This window comes from Arthrobacter sp. TJ-58 (genome assembly GCF_058269295.1).
In genome coordinates this window covers 13,091-29,707 of sequence record NZ_JBZCNM010000007.1, presented here as the reverse complement: position 1 = coordinate 29,707, position 16,617 = coordinate 13,091, and the positions used below count along the sequence as shown (strand labels likewise).

General features: G+C 65.5%; 18 protein-coding genes. 10 read left to right on the top strand and 8 right to left on the bottom strand.

All coding sequences use genetic code 11. The features are described 5' to 3' along the window. Positions 1–27: 27 nt before the first annotated feature. The 5 genes from AC4D2W_RS16010 to tmk all read right to left on the bottom strand — a co-directional run bounded on the left by AC4D2W_RS16010 (position 28) and on the right by tmk (position 4,912). Complete coding sequence (locus AC4D2W_RS16010) at positions 28–705, bottom strand: VC0807 family protein (protein ID WP_490927906.1); 678 nt, start codon at positions 703–705, stop codon at positions 28–30. 51 nt (positions 706–756) lie between these two features. Next, the gene (locus tag AC4D2W_RS16005) at positions 757–1,365 is read right to left on the bottom strand and encodes a TetR/AcrR family transcriptional regulator (RefSeq protein WP_490927905.1); all 609 of its coding nucleotides are present in this window, start codon (positions 1,363–1,365) and stop codon (positions 757–759) included. A gap of 105 nt (positions 1,366–1,470) precedes the next feature. After that, positions 1,471–3,060, bottom strand: coding sequence for an alpha/beta hydrolase (locus AC4D2W_RS16000; protein WP_490927904.1), 1,590 nt, complete (start codon positions 3,058–3,060; stop codon positions 1,471–1,473). 62 nt (positions 3,061–3,122) lie between these two features. After that, positions 3,123–4,265, bottom strand: coding sequence for a DNA polymerase III subunit delta' (locus tag AC4D2W_RS15995; RefSeq protein ID WP_490927903.1), 1,143 nt, complete (start codon positions 4,263–4,265; stop codon positions 3,123–3,125). Next, a complete protein-coding gene (gene tmk, locus AC4D2W_RS15990; protein WP_490927902.1) occupies positions 4,262–4,912 on the bottom strand; it encodes a dTMP kinase in 651 nt (216 codons plus the stop codon). The genes AC4D2W_RS15995 and tmk overlap by 4 nt, the downstream gene beginning before the upstream one ends. Positions 4,913–5,072: 160 nt before the next feature. Here tmk and AC4D2W_RS15985 point away from each other — a divergent pair, with 160 nt between their 5' ends. Both AC4D2W_RS15985 and AC4D2W_RS15980 read left to right on the top strand, forming a co-directional pair. Next, positions 5,073–6,272: a trans-sulfuration enzyme family protein gene (locus tag AC4D2W_RS15985; RefSeq protein ID WP_490927901.1), complete on the top strand. Its 1,200-nt coding sequence runs from the start codon at positions 5,073–5,075 to the stop codon at positions 6,270–6,272. Between the two features lie 4 nt (positions 6,273–6,276). After that, complete coding sequence (locus tag AC4D2W_RS15980; protein ID WP_490927900.1) at positions 6,277–6,600, top strand: DUF2516 family protein; 324 nt, start codon at positions 6,277–6,279, stop codon at positions 6,598–6,600. A gap of 15 nt (positions 6,601–6,615) precedes the next feature. Here the strand turns inward: AC4D2W_RS15980 and AC4D2W_RS15975 are convergent, their stop codons facing one another. Further along, positions 6,616–7,377 carry a class I SAM-dependent methyltransferase gene (locus AC4D2W_RS15975; protein ID WP_490927899.1) on the bottom strand — a complete coding sequence of 254 codons (762 nt, stop codon included), beginning with the start codon at positions 7,375–7,377 and terminating at the stop codon, positions 6,616–6,618. Between the two features lie 192 nt (positions 7,378–7,569). Here AC4D2W_RS15975 and AC4D2W_RS15970 point away from each other — a divergent pair, with 192 nt between their 5' ends. Next, positions 7,570–8,322, top strand: coding sequence for a phosphoglyceromutase (locus tag AC4D2W_RS15970; protein ID WP_490927898.1), 753 nt, complete (start codon positions 7,570–7,572; stop codon positions 8,320–8,322). Positions 8,323–8,402: 80 nt separating this feature from the next. On the opposite strand, the gene phoU is transcribed toward AC4D2W_RS15970, so the two are convergent. Next, on the bottom strand, positions 8,403–9,065 hold the full coding sequence (gene phoU / locus AC4D2W_RS15965; RefSeq protein WP_490927897.1) for a phosphate signaling complex protein PhoU: 663 nt from the start codon (positions 9,063–9,065) through the stop codon (positions 8,403–8,405). Positions 9,066–9,248: 183 nt separating this feature from the next. Here phoU and AC4D2W_RS15960 point away from each other — a divergent pair, with 183 nt between their 5' ends. After that, on the top strand, positions 9,249–10,475 hold the full coding sequence (locus tag AC4D2W_RS15960) for a sensor histidine kinase (RefSeq protein ID WP_490927896.1): 1,227 nt from the start codon (positions 9,249–9,251) through the stop codon (positions 10,473–10,475). Then, complete coding sequence (locus AC4D2W_RS15955) at positions 10,472–11,152, top strand: response regulator (RefSeq protein WP_490927895.1); 681 nt, start codon at positions 10,472–10,474, stop codon at positions 11,150–11,152. The genes AC4D2W_RS15960 and AC4D2W_RS15955 overlap by 4 nt, the downstream gene beginning before the upstream one ends. A gap of 99 nt (positions 11,153–11,251) precedes the next feature. Here AC4D2W_RS15955 and AC4D2W_RS15950 read toward each other — a convergent pair whose 3' ends face one another. Then, complete coding sequence (locus AC4D2W_RS15950; RefSeq protein WP_490927894.1) at positions 11,252–11,818, bottom strand: hypothetical protein; 567 nt, start codon at positions 11,816–11,818, stop codon at positions 11,252–11,254. A 265-nt stretch (positions 11,819–12,083) separates the two neighbouring features. Between AC4D2W_RS15950 and AC4D2W_RS15945 the strand changes: the two genes are divergently transcribed. From AC4D2W_RS15945 to rlmB, 5 genes are all read left to right on the top strand, one after another. Continuing rightward, complete coding sequence (locus tag AC4D2W_RS15945; RefSeq protein WP_104055910.1) at positions 12,084–12,566, top strand: CarD family transcriptional regulator; 483 nt, start codon at positions 12,084–12,086, stop codon at positions 12,564–12,566. A gap of 139 nt (positions 12,567–12,705) precedes the next feature. After that, entirely contained in the window at positions 12,706–13,470 is a 765-nt protein-coding gene (ispD, locus tag AC4D2W_RS15940; protein WP_490927893.1) for a 2-C-methyl-D-erythritol 4-phosphate cytidylyltransferase, read from the top strand. A 3-nt stretch (positions 13,471–13,473) separates the two neighbouring features. Beyond that, on the top strand, positions 13,474–13,962 hold the full coding sequence (ispF, locus tag AC4D2W_RS15935) for a 2-C-methyl-D-erythritol 2,4-cyclodiphosphate synthase (protein ID WP_490927892.1): 489 nt from the start codon (positions 13,474–13,476) through the stop codon (positions 13,960–13,962). A gap of 58 nt (positions 13,963–14,020) precedes the next feature. Next, positions 14,021–15,475, top strand: a complete 1,455-nt coding sequence (gene cysS / locus AC4D2W_RS15930) for a cysteine--tRNA ligase (RefSeq protein WP_490927891.1) — start codon at positions 14,021–14,023, stop codon at positions 15,473–15,475. 124 nt (positions 15,476–15,599) lie between these two features. After that, positions 15,600–16,601 (top strand): 23S rRNA (guanosine(2251)-2'-O)-methyltransferase RlmB, encoded by a 1,002-nt coding sequence (rlmB, locus tag AC4D2W_RS15925; RefSeq protein WP_490927890.1) that lies wholly within the window; start codon positions 15,600–15,602, stop codon positions 16,599–16,601. The last annotated feature ends 16 nt before the right edge of the window (positions 16,602–16,617 follow it).

Here is a 16,617-nt window from a genome sequence, read left to right as displayed (position 1 = left end):
CCGCGGGGCGGCTGGTCAAAACGGCCCTCAGCCGCCGGTGTCGAGGGGAGCATAGAACCGGGACCATTTCCGGGCGGCTCCCGTCACCTGGTAGTAGATGTTGGCCGTGGCAATCAGGGCGAGGGCGGTGACAACCGACAGCGCGGTGGACGCCGCCGGAACGCTGTCGACGGGCAGGTTGTAGGCCATCAGGATTCGCAGCAGACAGTCCAGGATCAGCGCAAGTCCCCACATGACGCCGGTAACCCGCCAAATCCGGCGGAATCGCGGCACCCGTTCCCACACCGCATCCCAGTCGGCAGGCCAGCCAAAACGCCCTTCCAGCAGAGGCCTGCTGAACAGGTAGACCAGTGGATGCCGGGTAAAGGCACTGGCCAGGAACCACACCCCCGACAGGCCGGTGGCCCAGGCTCCCCTGGCCAGCAGGAATCGTACGTCTCCGTTGAGCAGGGACACCCCGGTGCTGAAAATCATCAGGGCCACCACAAAGGCCGTCACTGGTCCGATGGTTCGCCGGCGGACAACGTCGACGGCGGTTCCAGCCACGGAAGCAGCGGTTCCGGCAAGCAGAGCGAGGTAAGCGCTGGTGCCCAAGGCGCGGAGCCCGTAGAACAGCACCAGCGGGCCCAGGAAAGCTGCAGCCGTCCGCAGGCCGCGGAGTACCAGCGGCAGGCCGGGCCTCCGCTGTGCTGCGGAAGGTGTCATGGTCGGTCCTCCTTGCCGGTCCCGGGCTGCGCCGGGACAAGCGTCCCAGAACTAGGAATACCTGTTTCCGGTTTCAGCTCTGGTGCCCAGTTCAAAGAGGGTCACCAGCTCTCCGGCATAGGCTGTGCAGTCCAGCTGCGGCTGGCGTTCCAGGAGGAACGGCAGCCCGTCCACGCAACGCTGGATGGCCGCTGCCATGACCAGCGGGTCAAAGGAACGGAATTCTCCGGACGCCTGGCCCCGGCGCAGCATCTGTTCCAGCGGCGCTCCGGCTTCGGCGTCGTCGTCGGCGGAATACTCCAGCGCGCCGGCCAGGAGGATGTCCGTCAGGGCTTTCATCGGGGCCCGGTTGTCGCTGATGAACTGCACCGTCGCCTCGATGTAAGCGCGCAGCTGGGCGGCGGCGCCGGATTCTGCGTGTACGGCCCGGCCGGTCCAGCCGCTGACGGCGCCGATCACCTCCGCTGCGACGGCGGCCATCAGGTCCGCCTTGCCGGCAAAATGATACGAAATCAGGCGCGTGCTGGAGATCCCCGCGCGCTCCGCAATACGGGCGAAGGATGCACGGTCATAACCCTGCTCGGCGATGACCGCGATGGTGGCGTCGATGATCTGGGTCCGCCGTGCGGCCCCGGTGATCGTCACTGGCTTTACCTGCATGAGTAAAAACTACGCCGTGCAGGTAAGTGTGCCTAGGGGTTCTGCAAAAGAGCTGCCCGGCCGTGGTCGGCGGGGCAGCTCTTTATCGGAACGGCGGGACAGGAGCTAGGAGCAGACCTTGTCCCCGCCGGGAAGGATTCCGTTGATGAAGTAGTCGTCCACGGTATCGGCGATGCACTCATTGCCGCGGCCGTAGGCGGTGTGCCCTTCGCCTTCCCAGGTCACCAGGGTGGCGGAGTCCATCTGTTCGGCCAGGGCAACGGACCACTTGTAGGGAGTGGCCGGATCTCCGGTGGTACCGATGACGAGCAGGTCCGCGGCGCCGGCTGCCTTGATCTCGTGCGGGGTATTGACCGGGGGATAAGGCCACGATTCACAGGTGATTCCGCCGTAGCCCAGGAACTTGCCGATCGTGGGGGAGGCCTCCTCCAGCTGTTTGGCGGCCAGCGCCATCTGCTCATCGTCGGCCGTCATCGGATAGTCCAGGCAGTTGATGGCGCTGAAGGCCACCGTGGTGTTGGATCCGTACGTGCCGTCGGACTGACGGTCGGCGTTCAGATCGGCCAGATAGAGCATGGTGGAGGGATCGCCCTGAAGAGCCTCGTCGAGGGCCCGGGTCAGGATGGGCCAGTTGTCCGAGTTGTACAGCGGCACGATGAAGCCGGTGACGAAGGTGGACACTGTGACAGTGCGCCCGTCCTTGGCCGTCATCGGACTGGCCTCAACGGAAGCGATCAGCTCGCGGATGGTCTTGATTGCCTCATCCGTGGTGCCGGACAGCGGGCAGTCAGCGGCGGTCAGGCAGTCCTCCACATACGCGCGGATGGCATTCTCAAACCCTTCAGCCTGTCCGAGGGTGATTTCTTCGTTGCTGGCGGAAGGATCAAGTGCGCCGTCCAGCACCATGCGGCCAACCTTTTCGGGGAAGAGCTCAGCGTAGGTGGCGCCCAGGAACGTGCCGTAGGAGAAACCGAGGTAGTTCAGCTGCTTGTCCCCGGCCACTGCCCGCAGGATATCCATGTCCCGGGCTGCGCTGACCGTGTCCACGAATCCCAGCAGGTCCCCGGATTTCTCCGCGCACTTATCGGCCAGTTCCTTCGCGTCGGCACGGGCAGCCTGCAGGCCGGCCGGTTCGGCCGGGTCGTAATACTCTTCGCGGGCGGCGTCCAGTTCCGCGTCCGTGAGGCATTCGACGGGATTGGAGCGGCCAACGCCCCGGGGGTCGAAGCCCAGCACGTTGAAGTTCTCCCGCAGCCGGTCAGTGGTCACGTAGTCCACGGAGTCATGGACAATGTCATAGCCCGAGCCGCCCGGCCCGCCGGGGTTGATCAGGATGGTGCCCTCTGCCGTGTCCTCGGATTTGGCGAGGATGACGGCCAGGTCAATGCTTTTGCCCGCCGGATCCGCGTAGTTCAGCGGGACCTCCACCGTGGCGCACCGGAAGGCGTCCGAGGAAGTATCTTCACACTCTCCCCATGCCACTTCCTGGCTGTAGTAGTGCCGCAGGTCCTCGGGAACGTCTCCAATGACGTCCGCCGCAGCTGTGGTGGTCCCGGTGGACGCGGACGGCGAAGCGGCAGCGGAGGTATCCTCCGGTGCGCTGTCTCCGGTACAGGCGGTCATTCCGGACAGCACGACGACGGCGGACGCTGCTGCCAGCACGAGTCGGGGAAAGCGGCGGCTGGCTGGGGTCATCGTTGCTCCTGGATGGAATGGAAACTCACGGCCCGCGGAGGAGCCGGTGGGCACACGCGGGTTTATAACAGGCTAACCGCCATTGCTTCGATGGCCAGCAGCGGTGCCACGTTTGTGGACACCAAACGGGTGCGGACCAGATTGATTTCCTCCATCCGCAGCAGGGTCTGTTCCGGAGATCCGTGGGCGGCGTAGTCGGTCAGCTCACGGCGCAGGGATTCATTGACCAAGGTGTCGCTGCTGCCCATCTGGAGCATCAGCACATCCCGGTAGAAGGACAGCAAATCGGTCAATGCGCGGTCAAAGTAATCGTTCTTGGAGCGCTTGGCCCGGCGCACCTGGTCTTCTTCCAGCCGTTTAACCTGGCTGCGGATCGACGGCGGCAGCGTGCCGCTCTCGGGTGCGCCCAGCGAGGCCAGCAGCGACTTCCGTTCGGCGGCGTCGCGCTGTTCGAAGGAGCTGGTGGCTTCGGCCTCGGCCAGGGCCACCAGGTCGGCGGCGGCTTTCATGGCACCGGAGACATTGCGCAGGGACAGCGGGAGCCGCACGATGGATTCGCGCCGGCGGCGGGCTCCCTCATCCGTGGCCAGCCGCTTGGCAATGCCAATGTGGCTCTGTGCGGCACGGGCGGCGTCGCGGGCAACATCGGGGTCAATGCCGTCCCGGCGGATCAGCAGGTCGGCCACATCGTCAACCGGAGGCAGCCGCAGGCTGACAGCGCGGCAGCGGGACCGGATGGTCACCAGGACATCGCCGGGACTGGGGGCGCACAGCAGCCAAATGGTGCGCGGCGGGGGTTCTTCGATGGCCTTGAGGAGGACGTTGGTGCTGCGTTCCTGCATGCGGTCGGCGTCTTCGACAATGATGACGCGCCAGCGCCCCGTGGAGGGTTTGTCCTGTGCCTTGCGCACCAGCTCCCGGGCCTCGTCGATGCTGATGGTCACTTTCTCCGTGGTGACGGAGGTGACGTCGGCGTGCGACCCGGCGAGGGCTGTGCGGCAGGCCTTGCACTCGCCGCAGCCGCGGAGCGCGGGATCGGGCTGGTCGCACAGCAGGGCTGCGGCAAAGGCCCGGGCGGCGTTGGACCGGCCGGAACCGGGGGGGCCGGTGAACAGCCAGGCGTGGTTGGGGGTTGCCTGGGCGGCTCCGCGGCGCAGCTGGTCCACCACGGGAGCCTGGCCCTGCAGATCGTCCCAGACGGTCACGGCAGCAGCTCCTTCACCCTGGTGAGGATGGTTTCCGCCAGCTCGTCCACGGGCCGGCCGGCGTCGAGCACCAGATAACGGGCGGGATCTGTCCGCGCCTGCTCCAGGAAAGCCCGGCGAATCCGCAGATGGAACGTGTCAGGCTCTGATTCCAGCCGGTCTTCGGTTGCCTGGTTGGCGGTCCTCCGCAGCCTGCCCTGTTCCGGGTCCACGTCAAGCAGCACCGTGAGGTCCGGTGAGAATCCTTCGGTGGCCCAGACGTTAAGCTGCCGGACGTCCTCGGTGCCCAGCGAGCGCCCGGACCCCTGGTAGGCCACCGAACTGTCGATAAAGCGGTCGCACACCACCACGTCGCCGCGTTCCACGGCCGGGCGGATCACCTGGGTGACGTGCGCGGCCCGGGATGCGGCGAAGATCAGGGCCTCCGTGCGGGCGTCAATCTCTCCGTTGCCGTGTTCCAGGACCAGCGAGCGCAACTGTTCGCCCACGGCGGTGCCTCCCGGTTCGCGGGTGCGCACTACCTTCCGGCCGGCAGCTTCCAGAGCCGCGGTGAGCTTAGCGGCCTGGGTCGACTTCCCGGCTCCGTCGCCGCCTTCGAACGTTATGAACAGGCCCGGCCTGTTGGCGGGGGACTCAGAAATACTCACCCTCCTAGCCTACCCAGTCGGGCTGGAGGCCGGGGCGGGGGAAGATCTGCCGGGTAACAGCTTCCCGGCCGACAGTCTGCAAAAGGGGACGGACCGCCGGCCGCAGCCTGCATCCCGGACACATTGGCACTGTCTTTGCGGCTCCCACTACCCTGTGAGGATGAGCCACGCGCCGAAGAGCCACAGCACCGCAGACCTTTCCCCCGAGACCGTGGTGGTGTCCGCCGGCCGCCCCGCGCGTGAGCCGGATGCACCGGTCAATCCGCCCATCGTGCTTTCCTCCACCTTTCACGGTGCCGGAACGCCGCTTCCCGGCGAACGGGTCTACGGACGCTTCTCCAACCCCACGTGGGACCCCTTTGAAACGGCGCTGTCCGAGCTTGAAGGCGCATCCCTGCCGGCGCTGGTCTTTTCCTCCGGCCTGGCCGCCGTGGCAGCAGCGCTGTCCCTCGTCCCGACCGGCGGAATCCTGGTCATGCCGCGGCACAGCTACCAGGGCTCCCTGCTCCTGGCCGCCGAGGAAGCCGCCAATGGACGGTTCACCGTGCGCACCGTGGACATTGCCGACACGGAGCAGGTGCTCGATGCACTCCGGGGCGCGGGTCCGGGCGAAAACGGTTCTGCCGGTCCGGCCAGCATGCTGTGGATCGAAAGCCCCACCAACCCCATGCTGGAGGTGGCGGAAATAGACGTCCTGGCGCGTGCGGCGCATGACGCCGGGGCACTGGTTGTTGCGGACAACACCTTTTCCACCCCGATGGTGACCCGTCCCCTGGAACTGGGCGCCGACGTCGTGCTCCATTCGGTGACCAAGTACCTTGCCGGGCACTCCGACGTCGTCCTGGGGGCACTGGCCACCTCCGACGGGGAGCTGCACGGCCGCCTCCACAGCTACCGTTCCCTGCACGGCGCAGTTGCGGGGCCGTTCGAGGTGTGGCTGGCCCTGCGCGGCCTGCGGACCCTGGCGCTGCGCGTCGAGCGCTCGCAGGCTACCGCCGGGTTGCTTGCGGAGCGCCTGACCGGACATCCGTCGGTGGAAGCGGTCCGTTATCCGGGTCTGCCCGGGGACGCCGGGCATGCCCGGGCCGCACAACAAATGAGCGGGTTCGGCTCCATCCTGTGCATCGAAGTTGCCGGCGGAGCCATGGCGGCGGAAACCGTAGCCAACAGCGTGCGCCTGTGGCTGCCCGCCACCTCGCTGGGCGGAGTGGAATCACTGATTGAACGACGGCGGCGGCAGCCGGGAGAGCCGCAGTCGGTCCCGGAAAACCTGCTGCGGCTGTCCGTGGGGATTGAGAACGCGGAGGACCTCTGGAACGACCTCTTCCAGGCGCTGAACAATCCGGACACGGTAGGCTGAAGCGGTGATCCTCTTCGTCGTTCTCCTTGAGCCCCTCCTGTACCGCGCCCTCGGCCTGGCGACGCTGATCCTCGCACTGTGGGCCTTCTCCGATGCCCTGCGGCGCAAGCCGCAAATGTTCGAAGCCGCGGACAAGCGCACCAAGGGTTTCTGGCTGGGCATGACCGGAGCCGCCACCGCCGTCGGGCTGCTCAGTTTCGTAACCGCGGGAGGCCTGTTGCCCTTTACCGTGGTTGCCCTGGTGGCAGCCGGCGTTTACCTGGCGGACGTCAAACCGGCGGTCAGCGGTTCCGGCCGCGGATACTCCGGACCGTACGGCCGCTGGTAGCCGCAGCGGGGCCCCTCAGCTCGGAGCCACCGCGTCCCATGCCACGGTAATTTCGCCCAGCCGCCACCGGGCCGGGCCGGTCAGCAGCGGCCATCCGGCCGAGCGCAGGCTTTCGCACATCGCCAGCCACCGCTGCCGGTTGCCGTAGGAGGCCTGCGGTGCCGCCGAAAGCCAGGCCTGGTCCATGGCCTGCAGCAGGGCATGAACCTTTTCGCCCGGAACGTTGCGGTGAATCAGTGCCTTGGGCAGCCGCTCGGCCACGTCCGAGGGCAGGGTGAAAGCGCCGAAACGCATCGAGATGCTCAGCGACAGCGGCCCCGTGGAATCCAGTTCCACCCACGTGGAGCGCCGCCCGATTTCGTCACAGGTGCCGTCCACGAAAATCCCGCCGGATGCGAGCCGCGACACCACCATGTTCCAGTGCGCCTGATATTCGTCTTCCGAATACTGGCGCAGCACGTTGAACGCGCGCACCATGACCGGACGGCGCCCGTCCACCGGCAGTTCAAAGCCGCCCTGTCGAAATGACAGGCCCTCCCGCTCCAGGGACTTCGCTGAATGCACCCGGACGGGATCGATCTCGATTCCCATGACCTCTACGTCCGCGCGGACCCGTCCCAGCCGGGTGTGAAGTTCGACGGCGGTGGTGGGTGCCGCGCCGTACCCCAGATCAACAATGAGCGGGTCTGCCGCTCTGCGCAGGCGCCACCCCTGCGGTCCGGCCAGCCAGCGGTCCACCCGCCGCAGTCGATTGGGGTTTGTAGTGCCCCTGGTCACATTTCCTACGGGTTTTTGCTGCTTTTGCACTAAACAATGTTACTGGTCCGCCGTCGTCGTTCCCGACCGCTGAAGGGGTGACGGCAGCGCGGGTACTGGGCTCGGGCCGGTGCCCGGCCAAAATGTCGGCTGCCGCGGCCCAGCCGGACGCAGCCCTGCCCCGGTCCGGCGTCCTCCGTTACGATGACATATATGACTTACAAACTGATCCTTCTGCGCCACGGCCAGAGCGAATGGAATGAAAAGAACCTGTTCACCGGCTGGGTGGATGTGGATCTGACGGACCTGGGCCGCGCCGAAGCCCTCCGCGGCGGCGAGCTCCTGGTGGAAGCGGACATCCTCCCGGACATTCTCTACACCTCGCGTCTTCAGCGCGCGATCAACACCGCCAACATTGCCCTGGGCGCGGCGGACCGCATCTGGATTGATGTGAAGCGCAGCTGGCGCCTGAACGAGCGTCACTACGGCGCGCTGCAGGGCAAAGACAAGGCCCAGACGCTGGCGGAATACGGCGAGGAGCAGTTCATGCTCTGGCGCCGGTCCTACGACACCCCGCCGCCGCCCCTGCCCGATGACAGCGACTTCTCCCAGGCTCACGACCCGCGCTATGCGGACCTGTCCTCGGATGAACTGCCCCGCACGGAGTGCCTGAAGGATGTGCTGGAGCGGTTCCTGCCGTACTGGGAATCGGACATCTCCGCTGATATCAGGACCGGCAAGACCGTCATGATCGCCGCCCACGGAAACTCGCTGCGCGCCCTCGTCAAGCACCTGGACGGAATCAGCGACGCCGACATTGCGGCCGTCAACATTCCCACCGGTATCCCGCTGGTCTACGAGCTCGACGAGGACCTGAAGCCGATCAAGGCCGGCGGTACCTACCTTGATCCTGAGGCCGCCGCGGCGTCCATCAAGGCTGTAGCCAACCAGGGCAAGAAGAAGTAAGAAAAGTTTCAGCAGAAAACGAAAGGGCGGCCCCTCGGGGCCGCCCTTTCGTTTTGGTGCATCTGTTTGCGGGCTGTTGCCTACCGGCTGGATTCTGACATGGGCTGCCATTCACCGGTCACGAGGTAGTTCACCTTCCGGGTCACCGATACGCCGTGGTCCGCGAAGCGCTCAAAGTAGCGGCTGGCCAGCGTCAGGTCCACGGTGCTGACGGCGGACACTGTCCAGTCAGGAGCCGCGATGGCCTTGAAGACGCCCGCGTGGAGCTCGTTGATCCGGTTGTTGCAGGCGTAGATCTCCGTGCTCAGCTCCAGGTTCCGGGTCTCGAGGAGCTCGGTCAGCAGCTCGGCAATCCGGATATCCAGCCGCGCCATCTCGCTGAAGGTCTCCACCATGGCCTCCGGAACCACATGCTCGGGATAGCGCAGCCTGGCCAGCTGGGCGATATGCCGTGCAAGGTCGCCCATCCGTTCCAGGGAGGCACTCATCCGAAGGGAACCGACGATCATCCGCAGATCGCTGGCAACCGGCCCCTGGAGGGCGAGGACATCAATGGCCCGCTCATCCAGGTCATTCTGGAGGAAATCGATCCGCGCGTCGGCGGCAATCACATCCTGAGCCAGTTCCGTGTCGGCACCTTCGAAGGCGAGCGTGGCTTTCTGCATCGCTTCGGTGACGAGCTCCGAAATCTGGGTCAGCTCTTCGCCAATCTGATGAAGCTCGGCCTGAAAAACCTTACGCACTTCGGCGTCCTTTCAATTGTCCAGCCTCTGTTCACGTGTCCACGGCGTCTTGTGCTGCCGTGCCCACAGGATTTCAGCCGGGGGTTAACCGCTGGGCGTCTTTTGATGAACGTTAGTTTAACGAATCCCCCAATGCCACCGCGGGGGAATCCCCGGGCCCGGCCCTCCGCCTAAGCTAGGAGGGTGAATCCTGTACTGCTGGGCTTGATCGCCGGGATCCTCGGCCTCGCCGTGGGCGCCTCCGGCGTGCTGGCATATGTGGCCAGCCGCCGCCAACGCCGGGAACTGGCCGCGAACGATGATCCGGCCATCCCCGACGGCGCGGCGGAAGTCCTTGCCGTAATCGGACGTGCCTACGTTGTGGTGGACGCGGTCGACGGCGTGGTCCGGGCCAGTCCGGGCGCGTATGCCCTGGGGCTGGTCCGCGGGCACACCCTCGTTCCTCCGGAACTGCTGGACCTGACGGCCCGCGTACGCAGGGACGGCGTCATCGAAGAACGTCAGCTGGAACTGCAGCGGGGCCCCCTGGGCCAGGGCAACACCATCCTCCAGGTCCGGGTCGCCACTGTGGGGGAGGAGTACATCCTTATCCTCGCCGACGACCATACCGAGATTGCCCGGACCGAGGAGGTGCGCAACGACTTCGTGGCCAACGTGTCGCATGAGTTGAAAACTCCGGTCGGAGCCATTTCGCTGCTTTCCGAGGCGCTGGACGATGCCGCCGGAGACGAAGAGGCCGTGCGCCGCTTTGCGGCCCGGATGAGCAAGGAATCCGCAAGGCTCACCGCCCTGGTGCAGGACATCATTGAGCTGTCCCGGCTGCAGAGCACCGACATGGTGGACCGCGCCCGGGAAGTGGACATCAACCAGCTGGTCGCGGAAGCAGTGGAAGCCAACCGGCTGCCGGCCGAGAACAAGAACACCACCGTCGTCGTCGGGGGAGCTGTGGAAGGCTCTGTCTACGGTGATGCGAAGATGTTGACCACGGCCTTCCGCAACCTGATCGACAACGCAATCCGGTATGCGCCGGACGGAAGCCGGGTGGGCGTGGGCCTGCGGTCGCGTGACGGGATGGCGCAGGTTGCCGTCACGGACCAGGGGCCCGGAATCCAGCCCGAGGACCAGGAGCGCATTTTTGAACGCTTCTACCGCGTGGACAGCGCCCGGTCCCGGCACACCGGAGGCACCGGGCTGGGGCTGAGCATCGTCAAACATGTGGTCTCCAACCACGGCGGCGAAGTGAGCCTGTGGTCCCAGCCGGGGCAAGGCTCCACTTTTACCGTTCGGCTGCCGGAAATGGAAAACTCCGAACAGCCGCGCCGGGAACGGCCACAAAACCAAGGCGCCAGCGCCCGTCCGGCGTCTCCGCCGGCCAGCGGCGGGGCCTACGAACAAGGAGTCAGTGCGTGACCAGGATCCTGATCGTTGAAGACGAAGAGTCCTTCAGCGACCCTCTTTCCTATCTGCTGTCACGGGAGGGTTTTGACGTGCAGGTGGTGGATAACGGGACAGACGCCGTTTCCGAGTTCGACCGCCGCGGCGCGGACCTTATCCTGCTGGACCTGATGCTCCCGGGCCAGTCCGGAACCGAGGTGTGCCGGCAGATTCGACAGCGCTCCGACGTGCCGGTCATCATGCTCACCGCACTGGACGGCGAGATCGATAAGGTGGTGGGCCTGGAGATCGGCGCGGATGATTACGTCACCAAGCCCTACAGTTCCCGCGAATTGACGGCCCGGATCCGGGCCGTCCTCCGCCGCCGGAAGGAGGGCGGGGAATTGTCCGGTCCCGCCGTTGAAGCCGGGCCCGTGCGAATGGATCTGGACCGTCACATTGTGAGCGTCAACGGTACGCACGTGCCGCTGCCCCTCAAGGAATTTGAGCTGCTGGAAATGCTGCTGCGCAATTCCGGGCGGGTCATGACCCGCGGGCAGCTGATCGAACGGGTGTGGGGCGCGGACTACGTGGGGGACACCAAAACGCTGGATGTCCATGTGAAGCGGCTCCGTGGAAAGATCGAGCCCGATCCCGCCGCTCCCCGCCACCTCGTAACGGTGCGCGGACTCGGATACAAGTTTGAAGCCTGACAGCTTCCGGGCCTGAAAACCGAAAAAGGGACCGGCCCGCAAAGGCCCGGTCCCTTTCCCATGCCGGCACTGTGCCGGGCTGGGCCGCGCTGAGGCGGACTACTTCGATTCGGCGGGAGCAGTTTCGGTCGTGCCCGTGCCGGCCTGATCGGAGGGGACCATGGTGGCCGTCTCCTGAGGTGTGGCGGCGGACGTGGGAAGGTACTCGCGGTAGTCCTTCAGGGTTCCGTCGACCACGGGGATGTTCACCATCACGGTTTCGGTGCCGTTGCCGGCGTCTGCCCGAAGTCCCGTCCCGGGCAGGGTGTCCACGTTGGGCACGGTTACTTCGGAGTCCGGGGCATCTTCAAAGACAACTTTGTCTCCGGAAGCGATGTTCCAGGTGAGCGTGGTTCCGCCTGTGGCCAGCGAGAAGTCGACGTCCTCAGGGGATGCATTCACAACGGTGCCCAGCAGGCGGCCTTCTTCACCGTCGCCGTTGCTGACTACCAGGATGTTCCGCAGCTCCACCTCGCCAACGTTCTCCACAATGCCGTCCGACGGAGAGTACTCGCGCGTGGTTGCCTGCTCGCTCGTGGCGCTGCAGCTGGAGACTCCCAGTACGGCCAGCGCAATGACACCGGCGGCAGCAGCTCGCTGCGCCCTGTTCTTGGGGGTGAATCTCACAGCACAAACTCCTGGGGTATTGCGGTCTTTCGACCTGCGGCTAACTTTTGTGCCTAGCCTATCGGCAAACCGGCAAAATGTTGGATTTTCACCCGTTCCCCGGGTACCGCAAGTGTGCCGCTGGAAGTGCATCGCCGCAGGTGAGAATGGAAGAAGGGGCTCGAAAGTACCTGCGCAGATCACGACTAGGTACCTGACCTGCGGAAACTCTTCTCGGTGTGTGGCACGCATGGTAAACTAGAGGTTGGGAAAGGGGAAAGTCCACATGGTTTTTGAGGTTGGCGAAACAGTTGTTTACCCTCACCACGGTGCCGCGAAGATCGAAGAGATCAAGATGCGGACCATCAAGGGCGAAGAGAAAATGTATCTCAAGCTTAAGGTGGCACAGGGTGATCTGACCATAGAAGTACCGGCTGAGAACGTTGACCTCGTAGGGGTTCGGGACGTTGTGGGCAAAGAAGGCCTGGAGCATGTGTTTGATGTGCTGCGCGCCGAGCTCACTGAAGAGCCCACCAACTGGTCGCGCCGGTACAAGGCAAACCTGGAGAAGCTGGCCTCCGGTGACGTGGTAAAGGTGGCAGAGGTCGTCCGCGACCTGTGGCGCCGCGACCACGACCGCGGCCTCTCGGCAGGAGAAAAGCGCATGCTCGCAAAAGCCCGCCAGATTCTGATTTCGGAATTGGCGCTGGCTGAAAAGACGGACGAAGACCAGGCCGCAGTTGTCCTGGACAAGGTTCTGGCAAGCTAAGCAGCATCCAAAAACGCAGCACATATGGCATGCTGCCGGTCCTTCGGGACCGGCATTTTGTCGTTAAAGGGCCTTTTGGTTTCACGGAAAGTGACGAGGCGCTTTCAGCCGGTCCGGCGCAGGGCACTAGGCTGAGGGGGTGTCTTCAACAACTTCCCCTCCGCAGCGGATCGGCGTCATTCTCGTAGCTGGAGGTTCCGGCCAGCGGCTGGGGTACGGCATCCCCAAGGCCCAGGTTCCGCTGTCCGGTATGGCGCTGCTGGCCCACGCCCTTCAGGGCGTGGAGGAAGCCGGCATAGCCGCCGCGGTCAGCGTGGCCGTCCCGGCCGGGGATACCATCATGCATGCGTTGTGCCGGGAAGCGGGCCTGAGCGTCCCCTGCACCGTGGTTGACGGCGGTGCCACCCGCTCCGATTCAGTCCGCGCGGCACTCGCTGCCCTTCCGCCGGACCTCGACGCCGTCCTGGTGCACGATGCAGCACGGGCACTGACACCGCCGGAGGTCTTCCGGCGGGTGGCAGACGCGCTGGCGTCCGGCGCGTCGGCTGTCATTCCTGCCGTGCCCGTCACCGACACCGTCAAGAGCACCGCGGCAACGCCTCCCGAGCTCTCAGCCATAGCCTCCCGCCGGGTCACCGGCACACCAGACCGATCGGTCCTTCGCGCGGTCCAGACCCCGCAGGGATTTGACGCCGCGCTGCTGCGCCGCGCCCACCGGGCAGCGGAAGGCTTCAGCGCAGAAGAAGCCGCAGCCATCACGGATGACGCCATGCTCGCAGAGTCGCTCGGCGCCGTCGTCTACGTTGTGGAGGGATCGGAACGCTCCCTCAAAATCACCACACCGCTGGATCTCCTGCTGGCCGAAGCAGTGCTCGCCAGCGAACAAAAACTCCCAAAGGACTGACCCATGCCTGCAAACCTTCCCCGCACCGGCATCGGTGTTGACGTCCATGCCTTCGCTCCCCTTGATGCTCCCCGGCCGCTCTGGGTGGCAGGTCTGCTGTGGGAGGGCGAGCGGGGACTGGCCGGCCACTCTGACGGTGACCCCGTGGCCCATGCTGCAGCAGACGCCCTGTTTTCCGCCGCGGGCCTTGGCGATCTGGGCACACACTTCGGAACCGACCGGCCCGAATACGCCGGAGCCTCCGGGCTGACGCTGCTGAGCGAGGCCGCCCGGATTGTCCGCGGCGCAGGATTCGAGATCGGCAATGTGGCTGTGCAGCTGATCGGCAACCGGCCCAAGTTTGCTCCCCGCCGTGCGGAGGCTGAAGCGGCCCTTGGCGGTGCTGCCGGCGCTCCGGTAAGCGTCTCGGCAACGACTACGGACGCCCTGGGCTTCACCGGACGAGGGGAAGGCATCGCCGCCGTCGCAACCGCCGTTGTTGTCCGGGTCTAGATGTCTCCGCCTTTCGCAGTTTGCGGCCTCCCCGGGCACCGCGCGATAGCCTAGAGCGGTGAGCTTGAGATTCTATGACACCGCTTCCGCGCAGGTCCGTGACTTTGTTCCCCTGAAAGAGGGGGAGGTCAGCCTGTACTACTGCGGCGCCACGGTGCAGGGCCGGCCGCATGTGGGCCACATCCGCTCCGCGATCGCCTTTGACCAGCTCACGCGCTGGCTGCAGTTTCGCGGCTACCGGGTCACCACCGTCCGCAACGTGACGGACATCGATGACAAGATCCTGGCGAAGTCCGCTGAATCGATGGGCGCGGAACCCGGACCCGACGTCGTTCCGGACGAGCCCTGGTGGGCGCTGGCCTACCGCTTCGAGCAGGAATTCGCCAAGGCCTATGACACCCTCGGCGTGCAGCGGCCCACGTATGAGCCCCGCGCCACCGGCCATATTCCGGAAATGCACGCCCTGATCACACGCCTGATTGAGGCGGGCCACGCCTACCCGGCACTGGATGACTCCGGGGACGTGTACTTCGACGTCCGGTCCTGGAAGAACTACGGCTCCCTGACCCGGCAGAACATCGACGACATGCAGGCAGCGCCCGACGCCGGCCCCCGCGGCAAACGCGATCCGCGCGACTTTGCACTGTGGAAAGGCTCCAAGGAGGGCGAGCCGCAGACGGCTGCCTGGGACAGCCCCTGGGGGAAGGGCCGGCCCGGCTGGCATCTGGAATGCTCGGCCATGGTCACCAAGTACCTTGGCCCGCAGTTCGATGTTCACGGCGGCGGACTGGATCTGCGCTTCCCGCACCACGAGAACGAGATGGCCCAGTCGCAGGCAGCCGGAGACGGCTTCGCAAACTTCTGGATGCACAACGGCATGGTCACCTTCGAGGGCGAAAAAATGTCCAAGTCCATCGGCAACACCGTCAGCCCCGACGAAATGCTCGCAGCCGCGTCACCGCGGGTGGTGCGCTACTACCTGGGACAGGCACATTACCGGTCAGTGCTGGACTACCGGCCCACCTCGCTGCAGGAAGCAGCCGCGGCCGTGGAGCGGATCGACGGGTTTATCGCCAAGGCGCACGCCAAGGTATACGGCGCCGGGGACTTCGGCTTTGTCCTGAATACTGATGCCATGCCGGCGGCCTTCGCCGCTGCGATGGATGACGACCTCAACGTTCCGCAGGCGCTGGCCGTGCTGCACGATACCGTCCGTGCCGGAAACACCGCCCTGGCCGAGGGCAATACCGACGCCGTCCGGGATGCACTGCATGCGGTGCTGGCCATGACGGGCGTTCTCGGCCTGGATGACGTCCGGCAGCCGCAAACCGGCACGGGCGCCGAACACCGGGCCCTGGACGCACTGGTCCAATCGCAGCTGGAAGAGCGGCGGGCCGCCCGCGCCGCCAAGGACTGGGCCCGCGCCGACGCCATTCGGGATTCGCTCGCAGCCGCGGGCATCACCGTGGAAGATACCGCAGACGGCGCCAGTTGGAGCATGGCCCAGGCCTGATCCCGTCCAGAGGATGACCCTGGAATGTTTGCTTTCGGAGTACACTGCCGGGCGTGGAACACGCAGGCCCGCGAGCCTGCGTAGACTAGAAGTAATGCTTTCTTCTAGGTTTAAGGTGTAATCGATGGCCAACAACGGACGTCCCGGCGCAATGCGTAAAGCCAAAAAGGGCCCCAGCGGGGGCACCGGTGGATTGGGCCGCAAAGCCCTTGAGGGCAAGGGACCCACCCCCAAAGCCGAAGACCGCCCTTATCACAAGGCGTTTAAGAACAAGCAGCTCTCCGAGCGTTCGGCAGCCAAGCGCGGGGACTCCCGCGACAACCGCGCCGCCGGCGGCCGCAGCGGAACCAACGTCCGCGGCAAGGTGGCTGAGGAAGTTGTCACCGGCCGGAACTCGGTGGTGGAAGCCCTGCGCGCAGGCATCCCCGCCAAGGCTCTGCACGTTGCTGTCCGGATCGACATGGACGACCGCGTGCGGGAATCCCTCAAGATGGCGGCTGACCGCGGCCTTCCCGTGATGGAGACGCACAAGCCCGAGCTGGACCGCATGACCAACGACGCCGTCCACCAGGGCCTCGTGCTGCAGATCCCGCCGTATGAATATGCTGACCCCACGGATTTGGCAGCAGAGACGATCGAGGCCTGGAAGAAGGGCCACATCCGCAACGCACCGTTGTTTGTGGCGCTGGACGGCATTACCGATCCGCGCAACCTGGGTGCCATCATCCGCTCCGCTTCCGCCTTCAGCGCCCACGGCGTCATTGTTCCGGAACGCCGTGCGGTGGGCATGACTGCCTCCGCCTGGAAGACCAGCGCCGGTGCAGCCGTCCGCGTCCCGGTAGCCCGCGCCGGCAACCTGAACAACACCTTGAAGACGTTCAAGAAAATGGGCATCTTTGTGCTCGGCCTGGACGGCGACGGCGACGTGTCGCTGCCGGATATCGTCCTGGCCAAGGACCCGGTCTGCATCGTTGTAGGCTCCGAAGGCAAGGGTCTGTCCCGCCTGGTCCGCGAAAACTGCGACCAGATCGTGTCCATTCCCATCGACTCCGCCATGGAATCGCTCAATGCGTCCATGGCCGTGGGCATCAGTTTGTACGAAATTTCACGGCAGCGTTCCGCCTGACCAAAGGCGGAGTAAT

Bases quoted from the DNA above. Each gene is read 5' to 3' on its own strand.
- AC4D2W_RS16010 (WP_490927906.1), bottom strand. From the start codon at position 705: ATGACACCTTCCGCAGCACAGCGGAGGCCCGGCCTGCCGCTGGTACTC.
- AC4D2W_RS15945 (WP_104055910.1), top strand. From the start codon at position 12,084: ATGGTTTTTGAGGTTGGCGAAACAGTTGTTTACCCTCACCACGGTGCC.
- AC4D2W_RS16000 (WP_490927904.1), bottom strand. From the start codon at position 3,060: ATGACCCCAGCCAGCCGCCGCTTTCCCCGACTCGTGCTGGCAGCAGCG.
- AC4D2W_RS15970 (WP_490927898.1), top strand. From the start codon at position 7,570: ATGACTTACAAACTGATCCTTCTGCGCCACGGCCAGAGCGAATGGAAT.
- AC4D2W_RS16005 (WP_490927905.1), bottom strand. From the start codon at position 1,365: ATGCAGGTAAAGCCAGTGACGATCACCGGGGCCGCACGGCGGACCCAG.
- ispF (WP_490927892.1), top strand. From the start codon at position 13,474: ATGCCTGCAAACCTTCCCCGCACCGGCATCGGTGTTGACGTCCATGCC.
- AC4D2W_RS15985 (WP_490927901.1), top strand. From the start codon at position 5,073: ATGAGCCACGCGCCGAAGAGCCACAGCACCGCAGACCTTTCCCCCGAG.
- rlmB (WP_490927890.1), top strand. From the start codon at position 15,600: ATGGCCAACAACGGACGTCCCGGCGCAATGCGTAAAGCCAAAAAGGGC.